This is a genomic window from Rhizobacter sp. P3_C12 (genome assembly GCF_056402735.1).
In genome coordinates, this window is the sequence record NZ_JBFUGW010000066.1 from 1 (window position 1) to 25,851 (window position 25,851).

At 66.9% G+C, this 25,851-nt stretch carries 27 protein-coding genes and 1 tRNA gene; 7 read left to right on the plus strand and 21 right to left on the minus strand.

Annotated elements, in window-relative coordinates; all coding sequences use genetic code 11:
* Positions 1–285 (plus strand): porin (locus AC1DXV_RS12915; RefSeq protein WP_477933889.1); only part of this gene is annotated, 285 nt, incomplete at its 5' end.
* Between the two features lie 159 nt (positions 286–444).
* Here the strand turns inward: AC1DXV_RS12915 and AC1DXV_RS12920 are convergent.
* A complete protein-coding gene (locus tag AC1DXV_RS12920) occupies positions 445–900 on the minus strand; it encodes a CBS domain-containing protein (protein ID WP_465114371.1) in 456 nt (151 codons plus the stop codon).
* 115 nt (positions 901–1,015) lie between these two features.
* Here AC1DXV_RS12920 and AC1DXV_RS12925 point away from each other — a divergent pair, with 115 nt between their 5' ends.
* Genes AC1DXV_RS12925 through AC1DXV_RS12940 form a run of 4 tightly spaced genes read left to right on the plus strand, consistent with a single transcriptional unit; the run spans position 1,016 to position 4,764 of the window.
* The gene (locus AC1DXV_RS12925) at positions 1,016–2,320 is read left to right on the plus strand and encodes an O-acetylhomoserine aminocarboxypropyltransferase (RefSeq protein WP_477870758.1); all 1,305 of its coding nucleotides are present in this window, start codon (positions 1,016–1,018) and stop codon (positions 2,318–2,320) included.
* Positions 2,317–3,138, plus strand: coding sequence for an alpha/beta fold hydrolase (locus tag AC1DXV_RS12930; RefSeq protein WP_477870756.1), 822 nt, complete (start codon positions 2,317–2,319; stop codon positions 3,136–3,138). Before AC1DXV_RS12925 ends, AC1DXV_RS12930 begins: the two co-directional genes overlap by 4 nt.
* On the plus strand, positions 3,135–3,473 hold the full coding sequence (locus AC1DXV_RS12935) for an Mpo1-like protein (RefSeq protein WP_477870754.1): 339 nt from the start codon (positions 3,135–3,137) through the stop codon (positions 3,471–3,473). The genes AC1DXV_RS12930 and AC1DXV_RS12935 overlap by 4 nt, the downstream gene beginning before the upstream one ends.
* Before the next feature lie 22 nt (positions 3,474–3,495).
* On the plus strand, positions 3,496–4,764 hold the full coding sequence (locus tag AC1DXV_RS12940) for a diguanylate cyclase domain-containing protein (RefSeq protein WP_477933892.1): 1,269 nt from the start codon (positions 3,496–3,498) through the stop codon (positions 4,762–4,764).
* Here the strand turns inward: AC1DXV_RS12940 and AC1DXV_RS12945 are convergent.
* Both AC1DXV_RS12945 and AC1DXV_RS12950 read right to left on the minus strand, forming a co-directional pair.
* A complete protein-coding gene (locus AC1DXV_RS12945; RefSeq protein ID WP_477933894.1) occupies positions 4,734–5,927 on the minus strand; it encodes a hypothetical protein in 1,194 nt (397 codons plus the stop codon). The two genes, AC1DXV_RS12940 and AC1DXV_RS12945, sit on opposite strands and share 31 nt — an antisense overlap.
* 216 nt (positions 5,928–6,143) lie before the next feature.
* Positions 6,144–7,397, minus strand: a complete 1,254-nt coding sequence (locus AC1DXV_RS12950; protein ID WP_477872212.1) for a YihY family inner membrane protein — start codon at positions 7,395–7,397, stop codon at positions 6,144–6,146.
* Positions 7,398–7,417: 20 nt separating this feature from the next.
* Between AC1DXV_RS12950 and AC1DXV_RS12955 the strand changes: the two genes are divergently transcribed.
* Both AC1DXV_RS12955 and AC1DXV_RS12960 read left to right on the plus strand, forming a co-directional pair.
* On the plus strand, positions 7,418–7,837 hold the full coding sequence (locus AC1DXV_RS12955; protein ID WP_477933896.1) for a DUF2069 domain-containing protein: 420 nt from the start codon (positions 7,418–7,420) through the stop codon (positions 7,835–7,837).
* Positions 7,834–9,240 carry an FAD-binding oxidoreductase gene (locus AC1DXV_RS12960; protein WP_477865554.1) on the plus strand — a complete coding sequence of 469 codons (1,407 nt, stop codon included), beginning with the start codon at positions 7,834–7,836 and terminating at the stop codon, positions 9,238–9,240. Before AC1DXV_RS12955 ends, AC1DXV_RS12960 begins: the two co-directional genes overlap by 4 nt.
* Positions 9,241–9,446: 206 nt before the next feature.
* Here the strand turns inward: AC1DXV_RS12960 and AC1DXV_RS12965 are convergent, their stop codons facing one another.
* From AC1DXV_RS12965 to AC1DXV_RS13050, 18 genes are all read right to left on the minus strand, one after another.
* Positions 9,447–9,905, minus strand: coding sequence for a DUF1178 family protein (locus tag AC1DXV_RS12965; RefSeq protein ID WP_477933898.1), 459 nt, complete (start codon positions 9,903–9,905; stop codon positions 9,447–9,449).
* Positions 9,906–10,077: 172 nt separating this feature from the next.
* A complete protein-coding gene (gene nuoN / locus AC1DXV_RS12970) occupies positions 10,078–11,562 on the minus strand; it encodes an NADH-quinone oxidoreductase subunit NuoN (RefSeq protein ID WP_477933908.1) in 1,485 nt (494 codons plus the stop codon).
* Between the two features lie 13 nt (positions 11,563–11,575).
* The gene (locus AC1DXV_RS12975; protein ID WP_047502905.1) at positions 11,576–13,051 is read right to left on the minus strand and encodes an NADH-quinone oxidoreductase subunit M; all 1,476 of its coding nucleotides are present in this window, start codon (positions 13,049–13,051) and stop codon (positions 11,576–11,578) included.
* Between the two features lie 23 nt (positions 13,052–13,074).
* Complete coding sequence (gene nuoL / locus AC1DXV_RS12980; protein ID WP_477865556.1) at positions 13,075–15,132, minus strand: NADH-quinone oxidoreductase subunit L; 2,058 nt, start codon at positions 15,130–15,132, stop codon at positions 13,075–13,077.
* 7 nt (positions 15,133–15,139) lie between these two features.
* On the minus strand, positions 15,140–15,466 hold the full coding sequence (gene nuoK, locus AC1DXV_RS12985; protein ID WP_047594472.1) for an NADH-quinone oxidoreductase subunit NuoK: 327 nt from the start codon (positions 15,464–15,466) through the stop codon (positions 15,140–15,142).
* Positions 15,463–16,110, minus strand: a complete 648-nt coding sequence (locus AC1DXV_RS12990) for an NADH-quinone oxidoreductase subunit J (RefSeq protein WP_477865557.1) — start codon at positions 16,108–16,110, stop codon at positions 15,463–15,465. The genes nuoK and AC1DXV_RS12990 overlap by 4 nt, the downstream gene beginning before the upstream one ends.
* A 40-nt stretch (positions 16,111–16,150) precedes the next feature.
* Positions 16,151–16,648 carry an NADH-quinone oxidoreductase subunit NuoI gene (gene nuoI, locus AC1DXV_RS12995; protein ID WP_073467678.1) on the minus strand — a complete coding sequence of 166 codons (498 nt, stop codon included), beginning with the start codon at positions 16,646–16,648 and terminating at the stop codon, positions 16,151–16,153.
* A gap of 12 nt (positions 16,649–16,660) precedes the next feature.
* Positions 16,661–17,725 carry an NADH-quinone oxidoreductase subunit NuoH gene (nuoH, locus tag AC1DXV_RS13000; protein WP_477865558.1) on the minus strand — a complete coding sequence of 355 codons (1,065 nt, stop codon included), beginning with the start codon at positions 17,723–17,725 and terminating at the stop codon, positions 16,661–16,663.
* 12 nt (positions 17,726–17,737) lie between these two features.
* Positions 17,738–20,062: an NADH-quinone oxidoreductase subunit NuoG gene (gene nuoG / locus AC1DXV_RS13005; protein ID WP_477933900.1), complete on the minus strand. Its 2,325-nt coding sequence runs from the start codon at positions 20,060–20,062 to the stop codon at positions 17,738–17,740.
* A 23-nt stretch (positions 20,063–20,085) separates the two neighbouring features.
* A complete protein-coding gene (gene nuoF / locus AC1DXV_RS13010; RefSeq protein ID WP_477868895.1) occupies positions 20,086–21,453 on the minus strand; it encodes an NADH-quinone oxidoreductase subunit NuoF in 1,368 nt (455 codons plus the stop codon).
* Positions 21,454–21,473: 20 nt separating this feature from the next.
* A complete protein-coding gene (locus AC1DXV_RS13015) occupies positions 21,474–21,956 on the minus strand; it encodes an NADH-quinone oxidoreductase subunit NuoE family protein (RefSeq protein ID WP_477933902.1) in 483 nt (160 codons plus the stop codon).
* Positions 21,953–23,218 (minus strand): NADH-quinone oxidoreductase subunit D, encoded by a 1,266-nt coding sequence (locus AC1DXV_RS13020; RefSeq protein ID WP_477868899.1) that lies wholly within the window; start codon positions 23,216–23,218, stop codon positions 21,953–21,955. The genes AC1DXV_RS13015 and AC1DXV_RS13020 overlap by 4 nt, the downstream gene beginning before the upstream one ends.
* A gap of 24 nt (positions 23,219–23,242) precedes the next feature.
* The gene (locus AC1DXV_RS13025; protein WP_477868901.1) at positions 23,243–23,839 is read right to left on the minus strand and encodes an NADH-quinone oxidoreductase subunit C; all 597 of its coding nucleotides are present in this window, start codon (positions 23,837–23,839) and stop codon (positions 23,243–23,245) included.
* A gap of 8 nt (positions 23,840–23,847) precedes the next feature.
* Positions 23,848–24,324, minus strand: coding sequence for a NuoB/complex I 20 kDa subunit family protein (locus AC1DXV_RS13030; RefSeq protein WP_047502926.1), 477 nt, complete (start codon positions 24,322–24,324; stop codon positions 23,848–23,850).
* Positions 24,325–24,328: 4 nt separating this feature from the next.
* Positions 24,329–24,688 (minus strand): NADH-quinone oxidoreductase subunit A, encoded by a 360-nt coding sequence (locus AC1DXV_RS13035; RefSeq protein ID WP_477868903.1) that lies wholly within the window; start codon positions 24,686–24,688, stop codon positions 24,329–24,331.
* A gap of 61 nt (positions 24,689–24,749) precedes the next feature.
* Positions 24,750–24,834 (minus strand) — tRNA-Leu (locus AC1DXV_RS13040).
* Positions 24,835–24,980: 146 nt separating this feature from the next.
* Complete coding sequence (gene secG / locus AC1DXV_RS13045) at positions 24,981–25,403, minus strand: preprotein translocase subunit SecG (RefSeq protein WP_477933904.1); 423 nt, start codon at positions 25,401–25,403, stop codon at positions 24,981–24,983.
* Between the two features lie 33 nt (positions 25,404–25,436).
* A partial coding sequence (locus tag AC1DXV_RS13050; protein ID WP_477933906.1) for a triose-phosphate isomerase family protein occupies positions 25,437–25,851 on the minus strand: 415 nt, incomplete at its 5' end.

A 25,851-nucleotide genomic window follows, 5' to 3' on the forward strand; every position in this document is an offset into this window, starting at 1 on the left:
GGCTTCTGGGTCGGCGGCGACTACCGCTTCGGCGCGAACACGGTGCGTGCGCAGTACGTGCAGAACAAGGCCAAGAACRTGAACGAAGGCAAGACGCAGGCCTTCGGCGTGGGCTACCAGTACGACCTGTCGAAGCGCACGGCGCTGTACAGCGCGGTGACCCGCTTCAAGAACGAAGGCGACGGCTACGCCGACCGCTGGGCCAGCGCCGTGCCGGCCGGCCTGACGACGGCAGGGGACCGCAACATCACCGAGTTCACCACCGGCATCCGCCACAGCTTCTGATCCCATCGCTGAAAAGCAAAAGCCCGCTTGGCAACGAGCGGGCTTTTTCATTGCCGAGCGTTCAGCGAAGGCAACCCAGCGGACGCCGCGGAACCGGCTTTGCCGGGCCGCTGGCGGCGCCCCCTCGAGGGGGAGGCGCGTGAGCGCCTCGGGGGTGGGTCAATTAATAGGTTGTTGGTCTTCGACGGGCCAATCGCGGATGTAGGCCTTCAGCATCCGGTTCTCGAAGTCCTGGCTGTCGACCACCGCCTTCGCGACGTCGTAGAACGAGATCACGCCCATCAGCGTGCGCTGCGTCATCACCGGCATGTAGCGGGCGTGGCGCTCGAGCATCATGCGGCGCACCTCGTCGATCTCGGTCTCGGGCGTGCAGGTGAGCGGGTGATCGTCCATCACGGTGCGCACGATGGTCGTGCCGACCGTGCCGCCGTTGCCGACCACGGCCAGGATCACCTCGCGGAAGGTGAGCATGCCGGCGAGGTCGCCGTGCTCCATCACCACCAGCGACCCGATGTCGCGCTCGGCCATCGTGCGCACGGCATGCGCCAGCGGCTGGTCGGGCGAAACAGTGAAAAGCGTGCCGCCCTTGACACGCAGGATGTCTGCGACTTTCATGGGTCCTCTCCTTGGGGGTGTGTCGGGCCAATATAGCCCACAATTCTTCACAACAACATCCCCGGCTGCACCCACGAGGTGCCTCCGGCGGCCGCGAAGAACGACAGGAGATCCCATGCCCGGCCCATCCGACCCCGGCTTCGACACGCTCGCGCTGCACGCAGGCGCCGGCCCCGACCCCTCCACCGGCGCCCGCGCGGTGCCGATCCACCTGAGCACCAGCTTCGTGTTCGAGAGCAGCGACCATGCCGCGGCGCTGTTCAACATGGAGCGCTCGGGACACGTCTACAGCCGCATCTCGAATCCGACCACCGCGGTGCTCGAGGAACGCGTCGCGGCGCTCGAAGGCGGCACCGGCGCGATCGCGACCGCCAGCGGGCAGGCTGCCCTGCACCTGGCGATCTGCACGCTGGCCGGTGCGGGCTCGCACATCGTCGCGAGCAGCGCGCTGTACGGCGGCTCGCACAACCTGCTGCACTACACGCTGGCGCGCTTCGGCATTGAAACCACCTTCGTGCGCCCCGGCGACATCGATGGCTGGCGCGCCGCGATCCGCCCGACGACGCGGCTGCTGTTCGGCGAGACCGTCGGCAACCCCGGGCTGGACGTGCTCGACATCCCCACCGTCAGCGCGATCGCGCACGCGCACGGGCTACCGCTGCTGGTCGACTCGACGCTGACCTCGCCGTGGCTGATGCGCCCGTTCGACCACGGCGCCGACCTCGTCTACCACTCGGCCACCAAGTTCCTGAGCGGCCACGGCACCGTGATCGGCGGCGTGCTGGTCGACAGCGGGCAGTTCGATTGGGACGCCTCCGGTCGATTCCCCGAGCTGACGCGCCCCTACGACGGCTTCCACGGCATGGTGTTCAGCGAGGAGAGCACCGTCGGCGCCTTCCTGTTGCGCGCACGGCGCGAGGGGCTGCGCGACTTCGGCGCCTGCATGAGCCCGCACACCGCGTGGCTGATCCTGCAGGGCGTCGAGACGCTGTCGCTGCGGATGGAACGGCACATCGCGAACGCGCGCAAGGTGGTCGCCTTCCTGGCCGCGCAACCGATGGTCGCGCGCGTCGGCCACCCCGACCTGCCGACCCACCCCGATCACGAACTCGCGAAACGCCTGCTGCCGCGCGGCAGCGGCTCGGTGTTCAGCTTCGACCTGAAGGGCCAGCGCGCGCAGGGCCGTGCCTTCATCGAGGCGCTGAAGGTGTTCTCGCACCTGGCCAACGTCGGCGACTGCCGCTCGCTGGTGATCCATCCGGCGACGACCACGCATTTCCGCATGGACGATGCCGCGCTCGCGCAGGCCGGCATCACGCAGGGCACGATCCGGCTGTCGATCGGCCTGGAGGATGCCGACGACCTGATCGACGACCTGTCGCGCGCATTGCGGGCCGCGCAGAAGGCGGGTGGCGCATGAAGTTCGAGGTGCAGGGCCGTGCGGCCTTCGTCTACACCGGCGGCAAGGTGCTCGACGTGTCGCTGCCGGCCGTCGTGTTCATCCACGGTGCGATGCACGACCACAGCGTGTGGGGGCTGCAGAGCCGCTCGCTCGCGCACCACGGCCGTGCGGTGCTGGTGCCCGACCTGCCCGGCCACGGCCGCAGCGACGGGCCGGCACTGGCGAGCGTCGAGGCCTGCGCCGACTGGCTGCTCGCGCTGCTGGACGCGGCCGGCATCGAGCGTGCCGCCCTGGTCGGCCACAGCATGGGCTCGCTGATCGCGCTCGAAGCCGCCGCCCGGCTCGGCGAGCGCGCGAGCCGGCTGGTGCTGCTCGGCCCGGCGTACCCGATGAAGGTGTCCGACACGCTGCTGTCGACCTCGCTGGACGAGCCGCTGAAGGCGATCGACAGGGTCAACGCGTTCTCGCACGCCGGCCACGCCGCCAAGCCTTCGGCGCCGGCGCCGGGTTTCTCGCTGCACGGTGCGAACCGGGCGCTGATGCGCCGCCTGCAGGCCGGCTACGCCGCCGCGGGGCACGGCAACCTGTTTCACCAGGATTTCCAGGTGTGCAACCGCTACGCCGGCGGGCTCGAAGCGGCTGCCCGCGTGCGTTGCGCCAGCCTGATGATCGTCGGCGCGCACGACCAGATGACGCCGCCGAAGGCGAGCGCCGCGCTGGCCCAGGCGTTGCATGCGAAGGTTCTGCAGTTGCCGGCCGGGCATTCCCTGATGGGAGAGGCGCCCGACGCCGTGTTGAATGCGATCCAGGCCTTCATTTCGGAGGAAGCCCCATGAACAGCAGTACCGTTCCTCCCGATGCCACGTCCATCAAGTCGCTGAAAACCTTTGCAGCGTTCTACCCGTACTACCTCGGCGAGCATGCGAACCGCACCTGCCGCCGCCTGCACTTCATCGGCTCGAGCCTGGCGCTGCTGTGCCTCGTGACCGGTCTCGTGCGCGGCCAGCCGCTCTACTTCGTGTATGCGCTGCTGTGCGGCTACGGCTTCGCGTGGGTCGGGCACTTCGTGTTCGAGAAGAACCGGCCGGCCTCGTTCAAGCGGCCGCTGTACAGCTTCATGGGCGACTGGGTCATGTACAAGGACATCTGGGTGGGCAGGATCCCGTTCTAGCACCTGTCGACACCAGAAGGCCATGGACGCCAAAGACCTGCCCGTCCTCGAGCAGCTCGCGCACATCGAGCGGCTGATCGATGCGATCGACCTGCCGATCGGACGCTGGGACCTGCAGCACCGGCTGGTGTTCTGCAACGACCCCTACCTGAACTGGGCGCAGCGCGGCCGCGAAGAGCTGCTGGGCCACACGCTGGCCGAGCTGTACGGCGACGAGGCCTGGGAGCGCGCGAGCGTGGCGTTCGCGCAGGCCGCGCAAGGCCGCACCGTCAACTATGAGCGGCGGCTGAAGCATGGCTGCCATGCCGGCCGCTGGGCCCGCATCCAGGTGCTGCCGCACCTCGACCCGGCCGGCCGCGTCGACGGCATCTTCACGATCGCGATCGACATCCACCAGGACGTGCTGGAGCGCGAGGCGCTGGTCGCCGCACGCCAGCGGCTCGACCGCTTCACCGAGAACATCCCGTTCCCGCTGACCTACGTCGACCGCGATTTCGTGCTGCGCTTCGTCAACAAGGCCTACGTCGAGGCGACCGGCCAGCAGCCGAAGCAGCTGCTCGGCCGGCCGATCGGCGATGTGCGCGGCTCCAAGCGCTGGGCCGAGCACGAGCCGTACTTCGTGCAGGCGCTGGCCGGGCACACGGTGCAGTACGCGCGCATGGTCGACCTGGTCAGCCTGGGGCAGCGCTGGATGCGCACCAGCTACGTGCCCGACTTCGATGCCTGCGGCGAGGTGATCGGCGTCTACACCGTGACGGTCGACGTGCACGAGCTGACGATCACGCAGCAGCAGCTCAAGCGCAGCGTCGAGCGCGACGCGCTGACCGACGTGCTGAGCCGGCGCACGATGATGGACCGCATCGAGGCGGCACTGCTCGATGCGGTGCAGCTGCCGGTGGCGCTGTTCTTCGTCGACCTCGATGGCTTCAAGTCGGTGAACGACCGGCTGGGGCACCGGATGGGTGACGAGCTGCTGGTGGCGGTGGCGCGCGCGCTGCAGTCCTCGGTGCGGGCCGAGGATGCGGTGGGCCGCTTCGGTGGCGACGAGTTCCTGGTGCTGGCAGCGGTGCGCGACACCGCCGGTGCGCATGCGCTCGCGCTGCACATGCTGTCGGCGGTGGCAGCCGTCGACCGGCACGGCATCAGCGCGAGCATCGGCTATGCGCTCGCGCCCGGCGATGCGCAGAACCCGCAGCGGCTGCTGCAGCTGGCGGACGATGCGATGTACTGCGCGAAGCGGCGGGGCAAGAATTGTGTGATTCATGCGAGCAACGGGGCTGATCGCAGCTGAGCGGCGAATTTTTGCAGAATCGATTTCAACCCAATGACGTCGACAGCTTCCGATACCTCGGCAATCACGCAGCGCACTTGAAAATGCCAGCGTTTCCCCACGGCGACCGGAAGTTGGGTCATCGTGCAACACAGTGCCCTGACAGCGTCTGCCTTCTGGCGTCGATTCAGGCGGCCCATTTCCAATGACACGGCATGTGCCGCGATCTCCGCCGCAGCCTGCTGACAGGTGAGGGACGGGCAGCAAGGGGGCGAGGTGTCGATATCCGATACCGCATGCTCCATCCGTTGGATGGTGAACAACAGGCTGATCCTGCGTTCCCCAACGGCATCGGCGGGATCGGGCAATGCAGCCGCGATCAGGCCTGCCTCCGCAAGCCTGCGCAGCAGATCTTGGTAGCGCCCCAGCTGCCCTGCAAGCATGCGCAGTGCGCACTCGATGTCTCGGCCATCGCCACGATTGCCGGCGGTGACCGCGCGCCACGGCTCGGATTGGATCGCCGCCAGTTCGGCCAGAAAAGTCTGCTTCTCCACGACGCTGGCCAGCCATTGAACGGCATCGGCCAGTTGTTCCGGCGTCTCGGCTGTGAAGACCTTGGAACGAAACCAGGGCAGTCCGGCCCTCAGCCATTCGGATCCCGTCAACGGGAGCGAGCCCAACCGATCGCACGAACTGAAAAATGCCCGGGTCTGCAGTTGCGGAGTCCATGTCGCGCATCTGAGCGCTTCACCGATCGCGTGCAGTTGACCTCGGACATGCACGCCATCAGTCGGCGCAGCAGCGGGCCACTCGATGGCGAGGTTCAAACGCCTGATCGCAACGATCAGCTCGCCCCAATCATCAGACACCGTGTGCTGTGGGTGGGACATATCGCGGAGGATCTTTTCGAGCGACTGTCGGCCAGTGAAGAATGGAGCTGCACGCCATTGGTCAGCCAACCGGCGCAGCGACATCGCGGCCCGCTTGATGGCACCTACCCGACCGCCCCGGTCGTCGACGGAAGCTGCCTCCAGCAATGTGGAACGAACCGTCTCCAGCTCGGCCAGGAGACATCGCCGCTCGGGGTGGAGAACAGCCATCCATTGCACGCATTCGCGAAGCGGATCCTCGGGTATCCATCGATCCCTGAGGGCGAGCATCGCCGTCAATTCCGGCAGCCCCACGCAAGCACCCAGCGTGGTTGCCGCATTTGCCTTGTAGAGCGCATGGCTGTTCCGCGCCGTGTCCCGCGAGGCCTGAGGAACATTCGGAATGAAGACCGGAGGGCCGGAGGGCAGTCGATGCRTGGTGAGAGGCGCAGGAAACCAGAAACGGCTCTGTGGTCGCTCACACTCGCGAGGTTCCATCCCGCGGCCGACACAGATGCACCCACCCCGCGTTCAATCCGCCGCGATCACGTCCTTCAACATCATGTTGCCGAACTGCGCCCGGTGCCAGAACCCGCGCAGCGTCGGCGTCGGGTCAAGCAGCACCTGGGCGATCAGCGGCTGCGCCGAGGTGGTCGCCGGGTCGCACAGCAGCACGTAGCGCGAGTTGCCCTCCTCGTCGAGCCGGCCGACCCAGTCGATCGCGACCAGCGTGTCGAGCAGCGGCTCGATCTGCAGCGGATCGGTGCGCAGCGTCTCCGACAGCTGCGCCGCGCTGATGCCGTGCGTGCTGAGCGCCCGCGCCTGCGCCAGCTCGCGCAGCATGCCCACCGCCAGCTGGAACAGGTAGCCCGGCGTCGACGGCCGGCGGATCACGCGCATCTGCAGGCTCGGCGCATAGGCGGCGACCACCGCGCCCAGCAGCACGATCACCCAGCCGAGGTAGATCCAGATCAGCAGGATCGGCACCGTCGCGAACGCGCCGTACAGCGTGGTGTAGGTCGGCACCGAGCTCAGGTACCAGCCCAGGCCCTTCTTCGCGACCTCGAAGCCGGCCGCGACGAACACCCCGCCCGCCGCGGCATGCCGCCAGCGCACCAGCGTGTTCGGCACGTAGTGGAACAGGCCCGCCATCGCCGCCGACAGCAGCGCGAACTCGAGCACGTTCAGCAGGAAGCTGACGCCGCCCGGCATCACGCCGACCACGCCGCGCGAGGCCGAGATCGCGTACGAGGTGAGCGACAGGCTCACGCCCAGCAGCAGCGGCCCGAGCGTGACGGCCGCCCAGTACACCAGCACACGCTGTGCGATCGGCCGCGGCTTGGGCACGCGCCAGATCGCGTTCAGCGTGCGGTCGATCGTCAGCATCAGCGCGAGCGCGGTGAACACCAGCAGCACCAGGCCGAAGGTGCCGAGCCGGTTCGCCTTGCTCGCGAACTGCGTCAGCGCGCCCAGCACCGGCTTGGCGATCGAGTCGGGCACCAGGCTCTGCAGGAAGTACTTCTGCAGCGCATCCTGGAAGCTCGAGAACATCGGGAACGCGGTGAACACCGCCAGCATCACCGTGACCAGCGGCACCAGCGAGATCAGCGTCGTGAAGGTCAGGCTGCTGGCGGTGAGGCCCAGGCGGTCCTCGCGGAAGCGCTGGCGCAGCGTGATCAGCGTCTCGAGCCACGGCCAGGTCTGCAGCGTCTGCAGTGCGCGCGAGAACTGCTGCCGCCATGTCAACGTCAGGGCTTGGGCTTCGGCGCGTGTCGGGAGATTCATCGATGGCATCATAGCCAGCGATGACTGCGCCCCCTGCTCCTTCCGCCTCCTCCGCCCCCCTTCCTGCTGTCGTGCTGTGGACCCGCGCGCTCGCGGTCGGCAGCGTCGCCGGGCTCATCGTGCTCGGCGTGGCCTGGGAGCTGTGGCTCGCGCCGCTGCGGCCGGGCGGCACCTGGCTCGCCCTGAAGGTGCTGCCGCTCGCCTTCGCGCTGGCCGGGCTGCTGCGCCACCGCATGTACACCTACCGCTGGGTCAGCCTGCTGGTGTGGCTCTATTTCATCGAAGGCGTGGTGCGCGCCGGCAGCGACCGCGGAGCCGGCGCGGTGCTCGGCCTCGTCGAGGTGCTGCTGTGCGTGGTGCTGTTCGCCGCCTGCGGGCTGCATGTGCGCTGGCGGCTCGGGCATGCCGCCCCCGCCGGATCCGCGAAGGAGGCCGCATGAAGCCGCTGCTGCTCGAATCGCTGCGTGCGATCGTCGGCCCGGCCAATGTGCTGACCGACGGCGACCTGGCCGGCTACGAGCAGGACTGGCGCAAGCGCTACCGCGGCCGCGCGCTGGCCGTCGTGCGGCCGGGCTCGACCGACGAGGTGGCCCAGGTGGTCGCCGTCTGCGCGCGGCACGACACGGCCCTCGTGCCGCAGGGCGGCAACACCGGGCTGGTCGGCGGCGGCGTGCCGGACGACAGCGGCACCCAGGTGCTGCTGACGCTGTCGCGCATGGACCGGGTGCGCAGCATCGATGCGGCCAACCTGACGATGACGGTCGAGGCCGGCTGCGTGCTGCAGTCGGTGCAGGAGGCGGCTGCGGCCGAGGGCCTGCTGTTCCCGCTCAGCCTCGCCGCCGAGGGCAGCTGCACGATCGGCGGCAACCTCGCGACCAATGCCGGCGGCACGCAGGTGCTGCGCTACGGCAATGCGCGCGAGCTGTGCCTGGGGCTCGAGGTCGTCACCGCGCAGGGCGAGGTGTGGCACGGGCTGTCCGGCCTGCGCAAGGACAACACCGGCTACGACCTGCGCGATCTCTTCATCGGCAGCGAGGGCACGCTCGGCATCATCACCGCGGCCACGCTGAAGCTCTACCCGCAGCCCGCGGCGACGCTGACGGCACTGGCCGCGCTGCCGGACCTGCCGTCCGCCGTCGCGCTGCTGCAGCTCGCGCAGGCGCGGCTGGGCGCAGGGCTCACCGGGTTCGAGCTGATGGGCGAGTTCGCACTCGGGCTGGTGCGCCGCCACTACCCGCAACTGCGCCAGCCCTTGCCGCCGTCGCCGTGGACGGTGCTGCTGGAGCAGTCCGACACCGAGGGCGAGGCGCACGCCCGGGCGCTGTTCGAGGGCCTGCTGGAAACCGCGCTGGAGCGTGGGCTGATCACCGATGCCGCGGTGGCCGAGAGCATCGAGCAATCGAACGGCCTGTGGCACCTGCGCGAGTCGATCCCGCTGGCGCAGTCGGAGGAAGGCCTGAACATCAAGCACGACATCTCGCTGCCGGTGTCGCGCATCGTCGACTTCGTCGCCGCCACCGATGCGGCCTTGCGCGCCGCGTTGCCGGGGGTTCGGCTGGTCAACTTCGGCCACCTGGGCGACGGCAACCTGCACTACAACGTGCAGGCGCCCGAAGGCGGCGATGCGAAGCAGTTCCTGCAGCAGCACGAGGCGGCGGTCAACACCATCGTCTACGACGCGGTGGGAGCGTGTGGCGGGTCGATCTCGGCGGAGCACGGGATCGGTGCGTTGAAGCGCGACGAGCTGGCCATGCGCAAGTCGCCGGTGGCGCTGGGGATGATGCGCAGCATCAAGAAGGCGCTGGATCCGAACGGCCTGATGAATCCCGGAAGGGTCGTGTAGCCCGGATGGGAATCCGGGTCCGCATCCGCGCGAAAAGGCGCGTGCGGGGAGGCTGTGGCTCGCCGGCCGGTGCGGTCGACTGTGACAAGCGAACAAATGAGGGTTGATTCCCGGGTTGGCACCCGGGCTACAAGTCGTGCTTGTATTCGGCACGCATCGAGCTGCTGGCTCGGCAAAGGCGCAAGCAGATCGCCCAACGGCTACTGCTACTGCAACGTGCCTTTCGCAGCCGCTGGCAACGGCAGCGACATCACGTCGATGCCCTCCTCGGCCAGCGCCTGCGCATCCTCGCGCGTCGCGCGGCCACGGATCGCGCGCTCTTCGGCTTCTCCGTAGTGGATGCGCCGGGCCTCTTCGGCAAAGCGCTCGCCCACATCGACGGTGTTCGCCATCACGTGCTGCACCGCCTTCAGCCACATCGCCTGCATCGTCATTGCCTCCGGCGTGGCCGGCACCGGATGCTCGGCCTGCGGCGCAGGTGCCTTCGGCTCACGCGCACCCGACACGTTCAGGCGCGGCGCGCTCGGCAGCCGGGTGACGGTCTTGTCGCCGCACAGCGGGCATTCGACCAGCCCGCCGTCGAACTGCGACTGGAAATCGGCTTCCGAGCCGAACCAGCCTTCGAAGCGGTGGTCGTGCGCGCAGCACAGGTTGAGCACTTTCATGCCCGCATTATCAGCAGACGCCGGGAAGGAAGGGATCGTTTGCAAGATGCCCTGTCCGACAGCACGCCAATTCCGCAACGATCCAGCGGCCCCCGTGGAACCGGCTCCGCCGGGCCACTGGGGGCGCCCCCTCGAGGGGGAGGCGCGCAGCGCCTCGGGGGTGGGTCATCCTCTAGGTGGACAGAGCCTTCAGGATGGCCTGCGAGCACAGCGCCATCAGGCCACCGGGCAGGATCCCGAAGAACAGCACGGCCGCGCCGTTCAGCGACAACACCACCCGCACGTCGTTCGGGGCGACCACCGGATGCGTGTCGACCGGGTCCTCGAAGTACATCACCTTCACCAGGCGCAGGTAGTAGAACGCGCCCACCAGCGACAGCATCACCGCCAGCACCGCGACGCCGATGTAGAACGGCACGTTGGTCGTGACCAGCGCCTGCAGCACCGCGAGCTTGGCGTAGAAGCCCACCGTCGGCGGGATGCCGGCCAACGAGAACATGAAGATCGCCATCACGCCGGCGAACCACGGGTTGCGCTTGCCCAGGCCCTTCAGGTCGTCGATGTTCTCCGACTCGAAGCCCTGGCGCGACAGCAGCATGATCACGCCGAAGGTGCCGAGCGTCGTGAAGACGTAGGTGACCATGTAGAACAGCGCCGAGCTGTAGCCGTTCGAGGCCGACAGCGTGTTGCCGGTGATCACCGTGGTCGTGAAGCCGAGCAGCACGAAGCCGATCTGCGCGATCGTCGAGTACGCGAGCATCCGCTTCAGGTTGCTCTGCGCGATGGCGGCGAGGTTGCCGAGGAACATCGACGCGATCGCCAGCACCATCATCATCTGCTGCCAGTCGCCGGCCACGCCCGACAGGCCTTCCACCAGCAGGCGGAAGGTCATCGCGAAGGCCGCGAGCTTCGGCGCACCGGCGATCAGCAGCGTGACCGCGGTCGGCGCACCGTGGTAGACGTCGGGCAGCCACATGTGGAACGGCACGGCGCCGAGCTTGAACGCGAGGCCGGCGACGATGAACACCACGCCGAACACCAGCACGGTCGGGTTGATCTGGCCGGTGGCGATCGCGTTGAAGACCGTCGGGATGTCGAGCGAGCCGGTCGCGCCGTACATCATCGACAGGCCGTACAGCAGGAAGCCGCTGGCCAGCGCGCCGAGCACGAAGTACTTCATCGCGGCTTCGGTCGACTGGGCATGGTCGCGGCGCATCGCGGTCAGCGCGTACAGCGACAGCGACATCAGCTCCAGGCCGAGGTAGACCACCAGGAAGTTGTTCGCCGCCAGCATCACCGAGATGCCGAGCATCGAGAACAGCGACAGCGTGAACAGCTCGCCCTTCAGCATGTCGCGGCTCTCGGCATACGGGCGGGCATAGACCAGCGTCACCATCACCGCCAGCGACGCGAAGAAGCCCAGCAGGTGGCCGAGCGGGTCGGTGACCATCATGCGCTGCATGCCGTAGACGGTGAAGCCGGCATCGAAGTACGCCAGGTGCATGACACCGACGACGGCGAGCGTCGCCTGCGTCAGCCAGTAGGTGGGCGTGCGCTTCGGGTCGGTGACCCACAGGTCGACCATCGCGACCACGCAGGCCATCACGAGCAGCACCAGTTCCGGGTAGACGGCCAGCCAGTTCATGTCTTTGATCATCATTGCCGCCGCTTCAATTCAGTTTCGAGACGGCCACGTGCTTCAGCAGCTCGGTGACGCTGACGTGCATGGTGTCGGTAAAGGGCTTCGGGTACACGCCCATCCACAGCACGGCCACGGCCAGCAGGGCGAGCATCAGGAATTCGCGGGCGTTGATGTCTTCGAGCGCACGCACGTCTTCATTCGCCACCGGGCCGAAGTAGACCCGCTTGACCATCCACAGCGTGTAGGCCGCGCCGAACACCAGCGTGGTGGCGGCCAGCGCGCCGAGCCAGAAGTTGGCCTTCACGGCACCGAGGATCACCATCCACTCGCCGACGAAGCCGCCGGTGCCCGGCAGGCCGCAGTTGGCCATCGCGAACAGCACCGCGAACGTGGCGAACTTCGGCATCGTGTTGACGACGCCGCCGTAGCTCGAGATCTCGCGCGAATGCACGCGGTCGTAGAGCACGCCGATGCACAGGAACATGGCCCCCGACACGAAACCGTGCGAGATCATCTGCACCAGCGCGCCGGACACACCCAGTTCGCTGAAGATGAAGAAGCCGAGCGTCGCGAAGCCCATGTGGGCGATCGACGAATAGGCCACCAGCTTCTTCATGTCCTGCTGCACCAGCGCGACCAGCCCGATGTAGACCACGGCGATCAGCGACAGCGCGATGATGAACCAGTCGTACGCATGGCTCGCGTCGGGCGCGATCGGCATCGAGAAGCGCAGGAAGCCGTAGGCGCCGAGCTTCAGCATGATGGCCGCCAGCACCACCGAGCCGCCGGTCGGCGCCTCGACGTGGGCATCGGGCAGCCAGGTGTGCACCGGCCACATCGGCACCTTGACCGCGAAGGCCGCGAAGAACGCGAAGAACAGCAGCGTCTGCGTGTTCATGTTGAGCGGCAGCTTGTGCCACGCGAGGATCTCGAAGCTGCCGCCCGACTTGAAGTACAGGAAGATCAGCGCGATCAGCATCAGCAGCGAGCCGGCCAGCGTGTACAGGAAGAACTTGAACGCGGCGTACACCCGGCGCGGGCCGCCCCACACGCCGATGATGATGTACATCGGGATCAGCGTGGCCTCGAAGAACACGTAGAACAGCAGGCCGTCGAGCGCGCTGAACACGCCGACCATGATCCCCGACAGGATCAGGAACGCGCCCATGTACTGGTTGACGCGCTCGGTGATCACCTGCCACGCGGCGATCACGACGATGATCGTGATGAAGGCGGTCAGCAGCACGAACCACACCGAGATGCCGTCGACCCCCAGGTGGTAGTGCACGTTCAGGCGCTCGATCCAGTCCAGGTTCTCCTGGAACTGCATCGCGGCGGTGCCGGCATCGAAGCCGGTGATCAGCGGAATCGTGACCGCGAAGCTCGCGATCGCGGCGACCAGCGCGATCCAGCGCACCGCATCGGCATGCTCGTCGCGGCCGACCAGCAGCAGGACGACGCCCGCGACGATCGGCAGCCAGATGGCAAGGCTCAACAAACCCATGTTCTTGTTCTCCGGTGCCGCTTTTACTTGCCGAACAGGCTGCCGGCCGCGCTCATCAGCGGGCTCCACAGCTGCCAGGTCATCAGGAGGATCACGCCGAGGATCATCACCAGCGCATACCAGTAGAGGTAGCCGGTCTGCACGACGCGCACCACCGAGGCCAGCGCACCGATCGCACGCGCCGAGCCGTTGATCAGCACGCCGTCGATGATGCCGACGTCGCCGCCCTTCCACAGCCCGCGGCCCAGCAGGCGCGCGCCGGCCGACAGCACGTTCTCGTTGAACCAGTCGAAGAAGTAGCGGTTCTCGAGCACGGTGTAGACGAAGCCGAACTTCGACTTGATCCACGCCGGGATGGCCGGCTTGACCATGTAGAACACGTAGGCGGTGACGACGCCGGCCAGCGCCAGCCAGAACGGCAGCGACGTGAGCCCGTGCAGCGCCATCGCGACGGCGCCGTGGAACTCGTTCTTCATTTCTTCCATCGCCGGATGCTTTTCCGGGTTGACGAAGATCGAGTCCTCGAAGAAGCCGCCGTACAGCATGCCCTGGATCGTCATGAAGCCGATCACGACCGACGGTATCGCCAGCAGCAGCAGCGGCGCGGTGACGACCCACGGCGACTCGTGCGGCACGTGCGGTTCGTGGTGGCCGTGCTCGTCGTGCCCGTGCTCGTCATCGTGATGATCATGCTCACCCGGGAACGGCTTGTGGCGGAAGTTCTCCTTGCCGTGGAAGACCAGGAAGTACATCCGGAACGAATAGAAGGCCGTCACGAACACGCCGACGATCACCGCGAAATACGCGAAGCCGGCGCCCGGCAGGTGGCTCGCATGCACCGCCTCGATGATGCTGTCCTTCGAGTAGAAGCCCGAGAACAGCGGCGTGCCGATCAGCGCGAGCGAGCCCAGCAGCGACGTGATCCACGTGATCGGCATGTACTTGCGCAGGCCGCCCATGTTGCGGATGTCCTGGTCGTGGTGCATGCCGATGATCACCGAGCCGGCGCCGAGGAACAGCAGCGCCTTGAAGAACGCGTGCGTCATCAGGTGGAACACCGCGACCGAGTAGGCCGAGGCGCCCAGCGCCACCGTCATGTAGCCGAGTTGCGACAGCGTCGAGTACGCGACGACGCGCTTGATGTCGTTCTGGATGATGCCCAGGAACCCCATGAACAGCGCGGTGATCGCGCCGATCACCAGCACGAAGCTGAGCGCCACGTCGGACAGCTCGAACAGCGGCGACATGCGCGCCACCATGAAGATGCCGGCCGTCACCATCGTCGCCGCGTGGATCAGCGCGGAGATCGGCGTCGGGCCTTCCATCGAGTCGGGCAGCCACACGTGCAGCGGCACCTGCGCGCTCTTGCCCATCGCACCGATGAACAGGCAGATGCAGGCCACCGTCAGCAGCATCCACTCGGTGCCGGGGAACACGGCCTTGGCCAGCTCGGGCGCCTTCGCGAAGATCTCGCTGTAGTTCAGCGTGTTGCCGAAGGCCAGCAGCAGGCCGATGCCGAGGATGAAGCCGAAGTCGCCGACCCGGTTCACCAGGAAGGCCTTCATGTTCGCGAACACCGCCGTCGGCCGCGTGAACCAGAAGCCGATCAGCAGGTACGACACCAGGCCCACCGCCTCCCAGCCGAAGAACAGCTGCAGCATGTTGTTGCTCATCACGAGCATCAGCATCGAGAAGGTGAACAGCGAGATGTACGAGAAGAAGCGCTGGTAGCCCGGGTCTTCTTCCATGTAGCCGATGGTGTAGATGTGCACCATCAGCGACACGAAGGTCACGACGCACATCATCATCGCGGTCAGGCCGTCGACCAGGAAGCCGATCTCCATCTTCAGCGAGCCGAGCGTCATCCACTCGTAGATGGTGGCGTTGAAGCGCGCGCCGTCGACGGCCACCGCCTTCAGCGTCATCGCCGAGATGATGAAGGCGATCAGCACGCCAAGGATGGTCACGGTGTGCGCGCCGCGGCGGCCCACCTGCTTGCCGAAGAGCCCGGCGACCACGGCGCCGACCAGCGGCGCCAGCGGCACCGCGAGCAGCATGTTCTGGGAGAGTGTTGCGGACATGTGGTGCTCAGCCCTTCAGGGAGTCGAGCTCGTCGACGTTGATCGTGGCGCGGTTGCGGAACAGCACGACCAGGATCGCCAGGCCGATCGCCGATTCGGCGGCCGCGACGGTCAGGATGAAGAACACGAACACCTGCCCCGCCATGTCGCCCAGGAAGTGCGAGAACGCGACGAAGTTCAGGTTGACCGCCAGCAGCATCAGCTCGATGGCCATCAGCAGCACGATCAGGTTCTTGCGATTCAGGAAGATGCCGATCACCGACAGCGCGAACAGGATCGCGCCCAGCGTCAGGTAGTGGCCCAGCGTGACCGGGCCGAGGGCGAATGCGTTCATGGCTTGACCTCTCCAGCGGTGGGCGCAGCAGGCGGTGCGGGCGGCGCTTCGACCTCGGCGGCCATCTTGACGATGCGCACGCGGTCGGCCTTCTTCGCGCGGACCTGTTGCGACGCATCCATCGCCTTCGAATCCTTGCGCTGGCGCAGCGTCAGCGCGATCGCCGCGACGATCGCGACCAGCAGCAGCACGGCCGCGATCTGCAGCGGGTACAGGTAGTGCGTGTAGATCTGGATGCCCAGCAGCTTGGTGTTGCCCAGCTGCAGGGCGACCGGGTCGGCCGCCGGCGCGGTGCGCACGTCGAAGCCGGGGATCAGCACCGCGGCCATTTCCAGCACGATGATCACGCCGACCAGCGCCGCGACGGGGAAGTGCGTCCAGAAGCCCTGGCGCAGCGAGTCGACGTTGATGTCGAGCATCATCACGACGAACAGGAACAGCACCATCACGGCGCCGACGTAGACGAGCACCAGCGAGATCGCGAGGAACTCGGCGTGCAGCAGCATCCAGACGCAGGAGGCCGAGAAGAACGCGAGCACCAGGAACAGCGCGGCATGCACCGGGCTGCGCGCGGTGATGACGCGGAACGAAGCTCCCAGCAGCACGGCCGAGAAGATGTAGAAGAGCGCGGTCGGAATGTCCATATTCTTGTCGAGCACCGTGCCGACCGTCCTCGCGGGACGGTCAGCGATAGCGGGCGTCTGCCTCCTTGTTGGCGGCGATCTCGGCTTCATAACGGTCACCGACGGCCAGCAGCATGTCCTTCGTGAAGTACAGGTCGCCGCGCTTCTCGCCGTGGTATTCGAAGATGTGTGTCTCGACGATCGAGTCGACCGGGCAGCTCTCTTCGCAGAAGCCGCAGAAGATGCACTTGGTCAGGTCGATGTCGTAGCGCGTCGTGCGGCGCGAGCCGTCGTCGCGCACCTCGGACTCGATCGTGATCGCCATCGCCGGGCACACCGCTTCGCACAGCTTGCAGGCGATGCAGCGCTCTTCGCCGTTGTCGTAGCGGCGCAGCGCGTGCAGCCCGCGGAAGCGCGGCGAGGCCGGCGTCTTCTCCTCGGGGAACTGCACCGTGATGTGCGGCGACAGGAAGTGCCGGCCGGTCAGGGCCAGGCCCTTGAACAGCTCGGTGAGCATGAAGCTCGAGAACAGATCCTTGATGGAAGCCACTGCAGACATGGTCTTCTCTCCTTACTTCCAGAGACTCAGGGGAGACTGCAGCCACAGCCCGACGACCACCAGCCACACCAGCGTGACGGGGATGAATATCTTCCAGCCCAGTCGCATGATCTGGTCATAGCGGTAGCGCGGGAAGGTGGCGCGCACCCACAGGAACATGGTGACGACGACGAAGGTCTTGAGACCCAGCCAGATCCAGCCCGGGATCCAGGTGAACGGCGCGAAGTCGAGCGGCGACAGCCAGCCGCCGAGGAACATCGTCACGCACAGGATCGACACCAGGATCATGTTGGCGTATTCGGCGAGGAAGAACATCGCGAACGACATGCCCGAGTACTCGACCATGTGGCCGGCCACGATCTCCGATTCGCCTTCGACGACGTCGAACGGGTGGCGGTTGGTCTCCGCCAGGCCCGAGATGAAATAGACGACGAAGATCGGCAGCAGCGGCAGCCAGTTCCACGAGAAGACCGTGAAGCCGTGGCTCGCGCCGAAGCCCTTGCCCTGGCCGAGCACGATGTCGGTCATGTTGAGGCTGCCGCTCACCATCAGCACGACGACCAGCGCGAAGCCCATCGCGATCTCGTAGCTGACCATCTGCGCCGAGGCGCGCAGCGCGCCGAGGAAGGCGTACTTCGAGTTCGACGCCCAGCCGGCGATGATCACGCCGTAGACCTCCATCGAGGTGATCGCCATCAGGAACAGCAGGCCGGCGTTGATGTTGGCGAGCGCCACGTCGGGGCCGAACGGGATGACGGCCCACGCGGCCAGCGCCGGCATGATCGTCAGCACCGGGCCGATCAGGAACAGCGGGCGGTTCGCCGCGGTCGGCAGGATGATCTCCTTGAAGATCAGCTTGACCGCATCGGCGATCGGCGTCAGCAGGCCCCACGGGCCGACGCGGTTCGGGCCCGGGCGGATCTGCGTCCAGCCGATGGCCTTGCGCTCCCACAGCGTCAGGTAGGCGACGCAGCCGAGCAGCGGCAGGATCACGACGATGATCTTGATCAGCGTCCAGACCACCGGCCAGGCCGCGCCCAGGTACTGGGTGCCGTAGAGGTTGAAGGTATCGATCATGGTGTGGGGGGCTCAGGCCTTCTCGATCGACAGCGGGCCGAACATCGCGCCGAGCGCGGCGGTCAGCGCATGGCCGGCGGGAACGCGGACGGTGTTGGCGGCCAGGCTCGCATCCAGGCGCGCCGGCAGCGTGATCGCCGCCCCGCCCTGCGAGACGCGCACGGTGTCGCCCTCCTTCAGGCCGAGCTGCGACCACTGCGCACTGCCCAGCGACGCGACCGGCGGGCGGGCGTCTGCCGTCAGCTGCAGCGACGTGGCGCGGCGCACCAGGCTGTCGGCCGCGTAGATCGGCACGTCGGCGATGCGCTCCAGGCCACCGGCCGGGGCCGACAGCTTGACCGGCTGCGAACTCGCCTGCACGCCAACATTCGTCAGCCTCGCGGCGATCGTGCTCACGTCGCCCAGCGCCTCGGCCCGCACCTCGTCGGAAGTTTCCTGGTCGAAGCCCTTCAGGCCCAGCACGTTGCCCAGCACGCGCAGCACCTTCCACGCGGGGCGGGTGTCGCCGAGCGGCTTCACGACGCCGTGGAAGCCCTGCACGCGGCCTTCGGCATTGACGAAGGTGCCCGAGGTCTCGGTGAACGGCGCGATCGGCAGCAGCACATCGGCCACGTCGAGCGCGGCATCCTTGAACGAGGTCAGCGCCACCACCATGTCGGCGGACTGCAGCGCGGTCTTCGCGGCCAGCGGGTTGGCGACGTCGAACTCGGGCTCGACGTTCAGCAGCAGGCAGGCGCGCAGCGAACCGCCGAGCATCTCGCCGGCGTTCAGCCCGCCGTTGCCCGGCAGCGCGTTGACGAGCTGCGCACCGACGGTGTTGGCGGCCTCTGTGAGATAGCCGACGCTCGCGCCGGTCTGCGCGCCGATCCAGTTCGCGAGCGACAGCAGCTCGGCGGCCTGCGGGTGTTGCGCGGCGGCATTGCCCAGCAGCACGGCCTTGCGCTCGCCGCTCAGCAGCGAGGCGGCCACGGCATTCGCCGCGTCGTCAGCAGTCACTTGCACCGGTGCCGCGACGCCCTTGGCCGCGCCCACGGCAGCCGCGATGCCGGCCAGCGCCGCCACCCAGCCGCTCGGCGCCACCGCCTGCTGGCTCGCCATCGGCATCAGCCAGTCATCGGCCAGCGCGTTCAGGCTGTGCACCTTGGCGCCCTTGCGGGCGGCCTGGCGGATGCGCTGCGCGAACAGCGGGTGATCCTTGCGCAGGAACGAGCCGACGACCAGCACGCGCTGCAGCGTCGACAGCGACGCGACGGTCGTGCCCAGCCACTGGACGCCTTCGGTCGGGCGGAAATCGGCATGCCGGGTGCGKAAGTCGATGTTCTCGCTGCCCAGGCCGCGCACCAGCTTCGCGAGCAGGTGCAACTCTTCGACGGTGGCGTGCGCCGAGCCGACCGCGCCGATGCTCTTCGCACCGTGGTCGGCCTTGATCTGCGACAGGCCCTTGGCCACGTACTCGAGCGCGGTGGTCCAGTCGACGGTCTTCCACTCGCCGCCCTGCTTGATCATCGGCGCGGTCAGGCGCTGGTCGCTGTTGACGGCTTCGTACGAGAAGCGGTCGCGATCGGCCAGCCAGCATTCGTTGACGTCGTCGTTCTCGAGCGGCACGACGCGCATCACCTTGTTGTTCTTGACCTGGACGATCAGGTTGGCGCCGGTGCCGTCGTGCGGGCTCACGCTCTTGCGGCGCGACAGCTCCCAGGTGCGGGCGCTGTAGCGGAACGGCTTGCTGGTCAGCGCGCCGACCGGGCAGATGTCGATCATGTTGCCCGACAGCTCGCTGTCGATGGTATCGCCGGCGACGGTGGTGATCTCGGAGTGCTCGCCGCGGTGGATCATGCCGAGCTCCATCACGCCCGACACTTCCTGGCCGAAGCGCACGCAGCGCGTGCAGTGGATGCAGCGGCTCATCTCTTCCATCGAGATCAGCGGGCCGACATCCTTGTGGAAGACGACGCGCTTCTCTTCGGTGTAGCGCGACGACGACCCACCGTAGCCGACGGCCAGGTCCTGCAGCTGGCACTCGCCGCCCTGGTCGCAGATCGGGCAATCGAGCGGGTGGTTGATCAGCAGGAACTCCATCACGCCCTGCTGGGCCTTCAGCGCCTTGTCGCTCTTGGTGCGCACGATCATGCCCTGCGTCACCGGCGTGGCGCAGGCGGGCATCGGCTTCGGTGCCTTCTCGACGTCGACCAGGCACATGCGGCAGTTGGCCGCGATGGACAGCTTCTTGTGATAGCAGAAGTGCGGGATGTAGGTGCCCGCCTTGTCGGCCGCATGCATCACCATGCTGCCTTCGGTGACCTGGACCTTCTGGCCGTCGAGTTCGATTTCAATCATGTCGTGTTGCCCCGGGACGGGTCTCAGGCGTGGACCGCGACCGCGCAGGTCTTGTGCTCGATGTGATGGATGAACTCATCACGGAAGTGCTTGATCATCGCGCGCACCGGCATCGCGGCGGCGTCGCCGAGCGCGCAGATGGTGCGGCCCTGGATGTTGTCGGCCACCGAGTTCAGCAGCTCGATGTCTTCCATGCGGCCCTGCCCGTGCTCGATGCGGTCGACCATGCGGAACAGCCAGCCGGTGCCTTCGCGGCACGGCGTGCACTGGCCGCAGCTCTCGTGCATGTAGAAGTACGACAGGCGCAGCAGGCTCTTGACCATGCAGCGGGAATCGTCCATCACGATGACGGCGCCCGAGCCGAGCATCGAGCCGGCCTTCGCGATGGCGTCGTAGTCCATCGTCGTGTCCATCATGATCGAGGCCGGCAGCACCGGCGCCGACGAACCGCCGGGGATCACCGCCTTCAGCGTGCGGCCCTTGCGCACGCCACCGGCGAGCTCGAGCAGCTTCGAGAACGGCGTGCCCAGCGGCACCTCGAAGTTGCCGGGGCGCTCGACGTCGCCGACCACCGAGAAGATCTTGGTGCCGCCGTTGTTCGGCTTGCCGATCTCGAGGTAGGGCTGGCCGCCGTTGCGGATGATCCACGGCACCGCGGCGAAGGTCTCGGTGTTGTTGATCGTGGTCGGCTTGCCGTACAGGCCGTAGCTGGCCGGGAACGGCGGCTTGAAGCGCGGCTGGCCCTTCTTGCCTTCGAGCGATTCGAGCAGCGCGGTCTCTTCGCCGCAGATGTAGGCGCCGAAACCGTGCGCGCCGTGCAGCTGGAAGCTGAAGTTCGAACCGAGGATCCTGTCGCCGAGGAATCCGGCCGCACGGGCTTCTTCCAGGGCGGCTTCGAAGCGGTCATAGACCTCGAAGATCTCGCCGTGGATGTAGTTGTAGCCGACGCTGATGCCCATCGCGAACGCCGCGATCGCCATGCCTTCGATGACGATGTGCGGGTTGAACATCAGGATGTCGCGGTCCTTGCAGGTGCCCGGCTCGCCTTCGTCGGAATTGCAGACGAGGTACTTCTGCCCCGGGAACTGGCGCGGCATGAAGCTCCACTTCAGGCCGGTCGGGAAGCCTGCGCCGCCGCGGCCGCGCAGGCCGGAGGTCTTCACTTCGGCGATGACCTGCTCGGGCGTCATCGGCTCGCCGGTGGCGCCTTGAAACTCACCGGTCAGGATCTTGCGCAGCGCCTGGTAGCCGCCGCGCGCGACGTAGTCCTTCAGCGACCAGTTGCTGCCGTTCAGGTCGGCATAGATCTGCGCGCCGATGTGGCGGCCGTGAAAGCAGGTCTCGGCGCCGGTGGACTGGAACTTCGAGAGGTCCAACAGGGATTGCGACATGGTTCGGTTCCCGTTTCCCGTCATTTCGCGGCGCGCAGCGTGTCGACGAGCTCGTCGAGGCGCTGTTCGCTCATGAAGCTGCACATCTGGCGGTCGTTGACCAGCATCACCGGCGCATCGGCGCAGGCGCCCAGGCATTCGCTCTTCTGCACGGTGAAGAGGCCGTCGGCGGTGGTGCCGCCCTCTTCGACGCCGAGCCGGCCGCACAGGTGCTCGAGCGCGGTCTGGCCGCTGCGCAGCTGGCACGGCAGGTTGGTGCAGACGTTGAGCTTGAACTTGCCCCGCGGCTGCTGGTTGTACATGTTGTAGAAGGTCGTCACCTCGTGCACCGCGATCGGCGGCATGCCGAGGTACTCGGCGATCAGCTTCTCGCTGTCGGCCGAGACGAAGCCCTGCTCCTGCTGCACGATGGCCAGGCAGGCCATCACGGCGGACTGCTTCTGGTCGGCGGGGTACTTGGCCACTTCGCGGTCGAAGCGGACGCGGGTCGATTCCGAAATCATCGGTCGATCTCTCCAAACACGATGTCCATGGTGCCGATCACGGCAACGGCGTCGGCGATCATGTGGCCGCGGGCCATCTCGTCGAGCGCGGCCAGGTGCGCGAAGCCGGGGGCGCGGATCTTCAGGCGGTACGGCTTGTTCGCGCCGTCACTGACGATGTAGATGCCGAACTCGCCCTTCGGGTGCTCCACCGCCGCGTAGGCCTCGCCCTCGGGCACGTGGAAGCCTTCGGTGAAGAGCTTGAAGTGGTGGATCAGCTCTTCCATGCTGGACTTCATGTCCACGCGCCCGGGCGGCGCGACCTTGTGGTTCGCGGTGATCACCGGGCCGGCGCCTTTCGCCGAGTCTGCGCGCAGCCAGTCCACGCACTGCTGCACGATGCGGTTGGCCTGGCGCATCTCCTCGACGCGCACCAGGTAGCGGTCGTAGGTGTCGCCGTTGACGCCGACCGGCACGTCGAAGTCCATCTTGTCGTAGACGTCGTAGGGCTGCTTCTTGCGCAGGTCCCAGGCGATGCCCGAGCCGCGCAGCATCGCGCCGCTGAAGCCCAGGTTCAGCGCACGCTCGGGGCTCACGACGCCGATGCCGACGGTGCGCTGCTTCCAGATGCGGTTGTCGGTGAGCAGCGTCTCGTAGTCGTCGACGTTCTTCGGGAAGCGCTTGCTGAAATCCTCGATGAAGTCGAGCAGCGAGCCCTGGCGGTTCTGGTTCAGCCGTGCGATGGCCTTGGCATTGCGGACCTTCGAGGCCTTGTACTGCGGCATCGTGTCGGGCAGGTCGCGGTAGACGCCGCCCGGGCGGAAGTAGGCCGCGTGCATGCGCGCACCCGACACCGCCTCGTACATGTCGAAGATGTCCTCGCGCTCGCGGAAGCAGTAGATGAGGATGTTCATCGCGCCGCAGTCGAGCCCGTGCGCACCCAGCCACAGCAGGTGGTTCAGGATGCGGGTCAGCTCGGAGAACATCACGCGGATGTACTGCGCGCGCAGCGGCACGTCGACGCCCATCAGGCGCTCGATGGCCAGGCAGTACGCATGCTCGTTGGCCATCATCGACACGTAGTCGAGGCGGTCCATGTAGGGCAGCGACTGGATGTAGGTCTTGCTTTCGGCGAGCTTCTCGGTCGCGCGGTGCAGCAGGCCGATGTGCGGATCGGCGCGCTGGATGACCTCGCCGTCGAGCTCCAGCACGAGGCGCAGCACACCGTGCGCGGCCGGGTGCTGCGGGCCGAAGTTCAGCGTGTAGTTCTTGATCTCTGCCATGTCGTTGCCTCGAGGCGCGAGCCTCTAATGCAGGCCACCGTAGTTGTCTTCGCGAATGATGCGCGGCGTGATCTCGCGCGGCTCGATCGTCACCGGCTGGTAGATCACCCGCTTCTGCTCGGGGTCGTAGCGCATCTCGACGTGCCCGGAGGTCGGGAAATCCTTGCGGAACGGGTGGCCGATGAAGCCGTAGTCGGTCAGGATGCGGCGCAGGTCGACGTGGCCGTCGAACAGGATGCCGTACAGGTCGAAGGCCTCGCGCTCGAACCAGTTGGCCGAGTTCCAGATCTCGTTGACCGACGCCACCATCGGCAGGTCGTCATCGGGTGCGAACACCTTCAGGCGCAGCCGCCAGTTGTGCGTGATCGACAGCAGGTGCGAGGCCACGCAGTAGCGCAGGCCTTCGTTCGGCTGGTCCTTGTACGACGAATAGTCGAGGCCGCACAGGTCGACCAGCTGCTCGAAGCGCAGCGTGGGGTCGTCGCGCAGCGCGAGCGCCACCGCGGCGTAGTGCTCGGCGGTGACGGTCAGCGTGAGTTCACCGCGGTCGCGCACCAGGCGCTTGATCTTGCCGGCAAAGGCCGCTTCGAGCGCAGCCTGCAGGGTATCGAGTTTGCTCATGCAGGCTTTCAGCGGGCGATGGTGTTTTCGCGGCGGATCTTGGTCTGCAGCTGCAGCACGCCGTACAGCAGCGCCTCGGCCGTCGGCGGGCAGCCGGGCACGTAGACGTCGACCGGCACGATGCGGTCGCAGCCGCGCACCACCGAGTAGCTGTAGTGGTAGTAGCCGCCGCCGTTGGCGCACGAGCCCATCGACAGCACCCAGCGCGGCTCGGCCATCTGGTCGTAGACCTTGCGCAGCGCCGGCGCCATCTTGTTGCACAGCGTGCCGGCGACGATCATCAGGTCGCTCTGGCGCGGGCTGGGGCGGAACAGCATGCCGAAGCGGTCGATGTCGTAGCGGGCCGCACCCGCATGCATCATCTCGACCGCGCAACACGCGAGGCCGAAGGTCATCGGCCACAGGGATCCGGTCTTCGACCAGTTGATCAGCGTGTCGACGCTGGTCGTGACGAAGCCTTCTTTCAGAACGCCATCAATGCTCATCTGATTACTCCCAGTCCAGGGCGCCTTTTTTCCATTCGTAGGCGAAGCCGACGACGAGGATGCCGAGGAAAACCATCATCGACCAGAAGCCCGCGGGGCCGATCTCCTTGAGCGACACCGCCCACGGGAAGAGAAACGCGATTTCCAGGTCGAACAGGATGAAGAGGATCGCGACGAGGTAGTAGCGCACGTCGAACTTCATGCGCGCGTCCTCGAAGGCCTCGAAGCCGCATTCGTAGGGGGAATTCTTCGCGGAGTCCGGCTTGTGCGGACCCAGCAGGAAACCGAGCACCTGAGGCGCTACGCCTACCCCTACGCCGACCAGGATGAACAGGATGACGGGCAGGTAGGGAGCGAGGTTCATGGTGTGGTTTGAGCGGTCTTGAAACAAACAAGGCACTGGGTAAGTGCCTCGTTCAAAGATCTGGTGCCGTCGGCGAGACTCGAACTCGCACAGCTTTCGCCACTACCCCCTCAAGATAGCGTGTCTACCAATTTCACCACGACGGCTGCACTCAAAAATTGCTGTTCGGTTGGCATGAGGACTGGCTTACCGAACAGCCGTAAATTCTAACCTCAAAGACCTCGGGTTTACGCGCTGTGCACCGCAGTGCAGCACGACAGTCGGGTACCCGGGCAGGTCTTTACACGGCGGATCACTTGGTCGGGATCGCACCGGCACCCGAAGCAGCCTGCACCGGCGCCGCGGGAGCGAGCACGGCCGAAGCGGCATCGGCCGGGATCGCGGCAGCGCCCGACGCACCACCGGCAGGAGCGCTTGCAGCGATGCCGGGCGCACGATCCAGGATGGTCGAGCCCGACGCCGGCGCCAGGCTCGCGCGCTCGTGCGAGAAGTACGCGAGCGTCAGCGTGCAGACGAAGAAGACCGCCGCGCACACCGCCGTCGAGCGCGACAGGAAGTTCGCGCTGCCGGTCGCGCCGAACAGGCTGCCCGACGAGCCGCTGCCGAACGAGGCGCCCATGTCGGCCCCCTTGCCGTGCTGCACCAGCACCAGGCCGATCATGACCAGGGCTGCCAGCATCTGGATGACGACGACGAAATTCAACAGCACTTGCATTGTTCTTGCTCCAGAAAAATCAGGGTCCGCGGGTCAGGCCGCGGCTTTGCATATGGCCGCGAAATCCGCGGCCTTCAGGGACGCCCCGCCGATCAGCCCGCCGTCGATGTCGACTTGGGCAAACAGGCTGGCGGCGTTGTCGGCTTTCACACTCCCGCCGTACAACAACAACATCTCATCGGATTTCTGCGTCGCCGCGTGCAACTGCGCGCGCAGCAGCGCATGCACCGCCTGCGCCTGCTCGGGCGACGCCGTCTTGCCGGTGCCGATCGCCCACACCGGCTCGTAGGCCACGACGACCTGCGAGATGCAGTGCGCGAGCGTGTGGATCACCGCCGACAACTGGCGCTTGACCACCGCATCGGTCTGCCCGGCCTCGCGCTCGGCCAGCGTCTCGCCGACGCAGACGATCGGCGTCAGCTTGTGGGCCAATGCCGCCTTCGCCTTG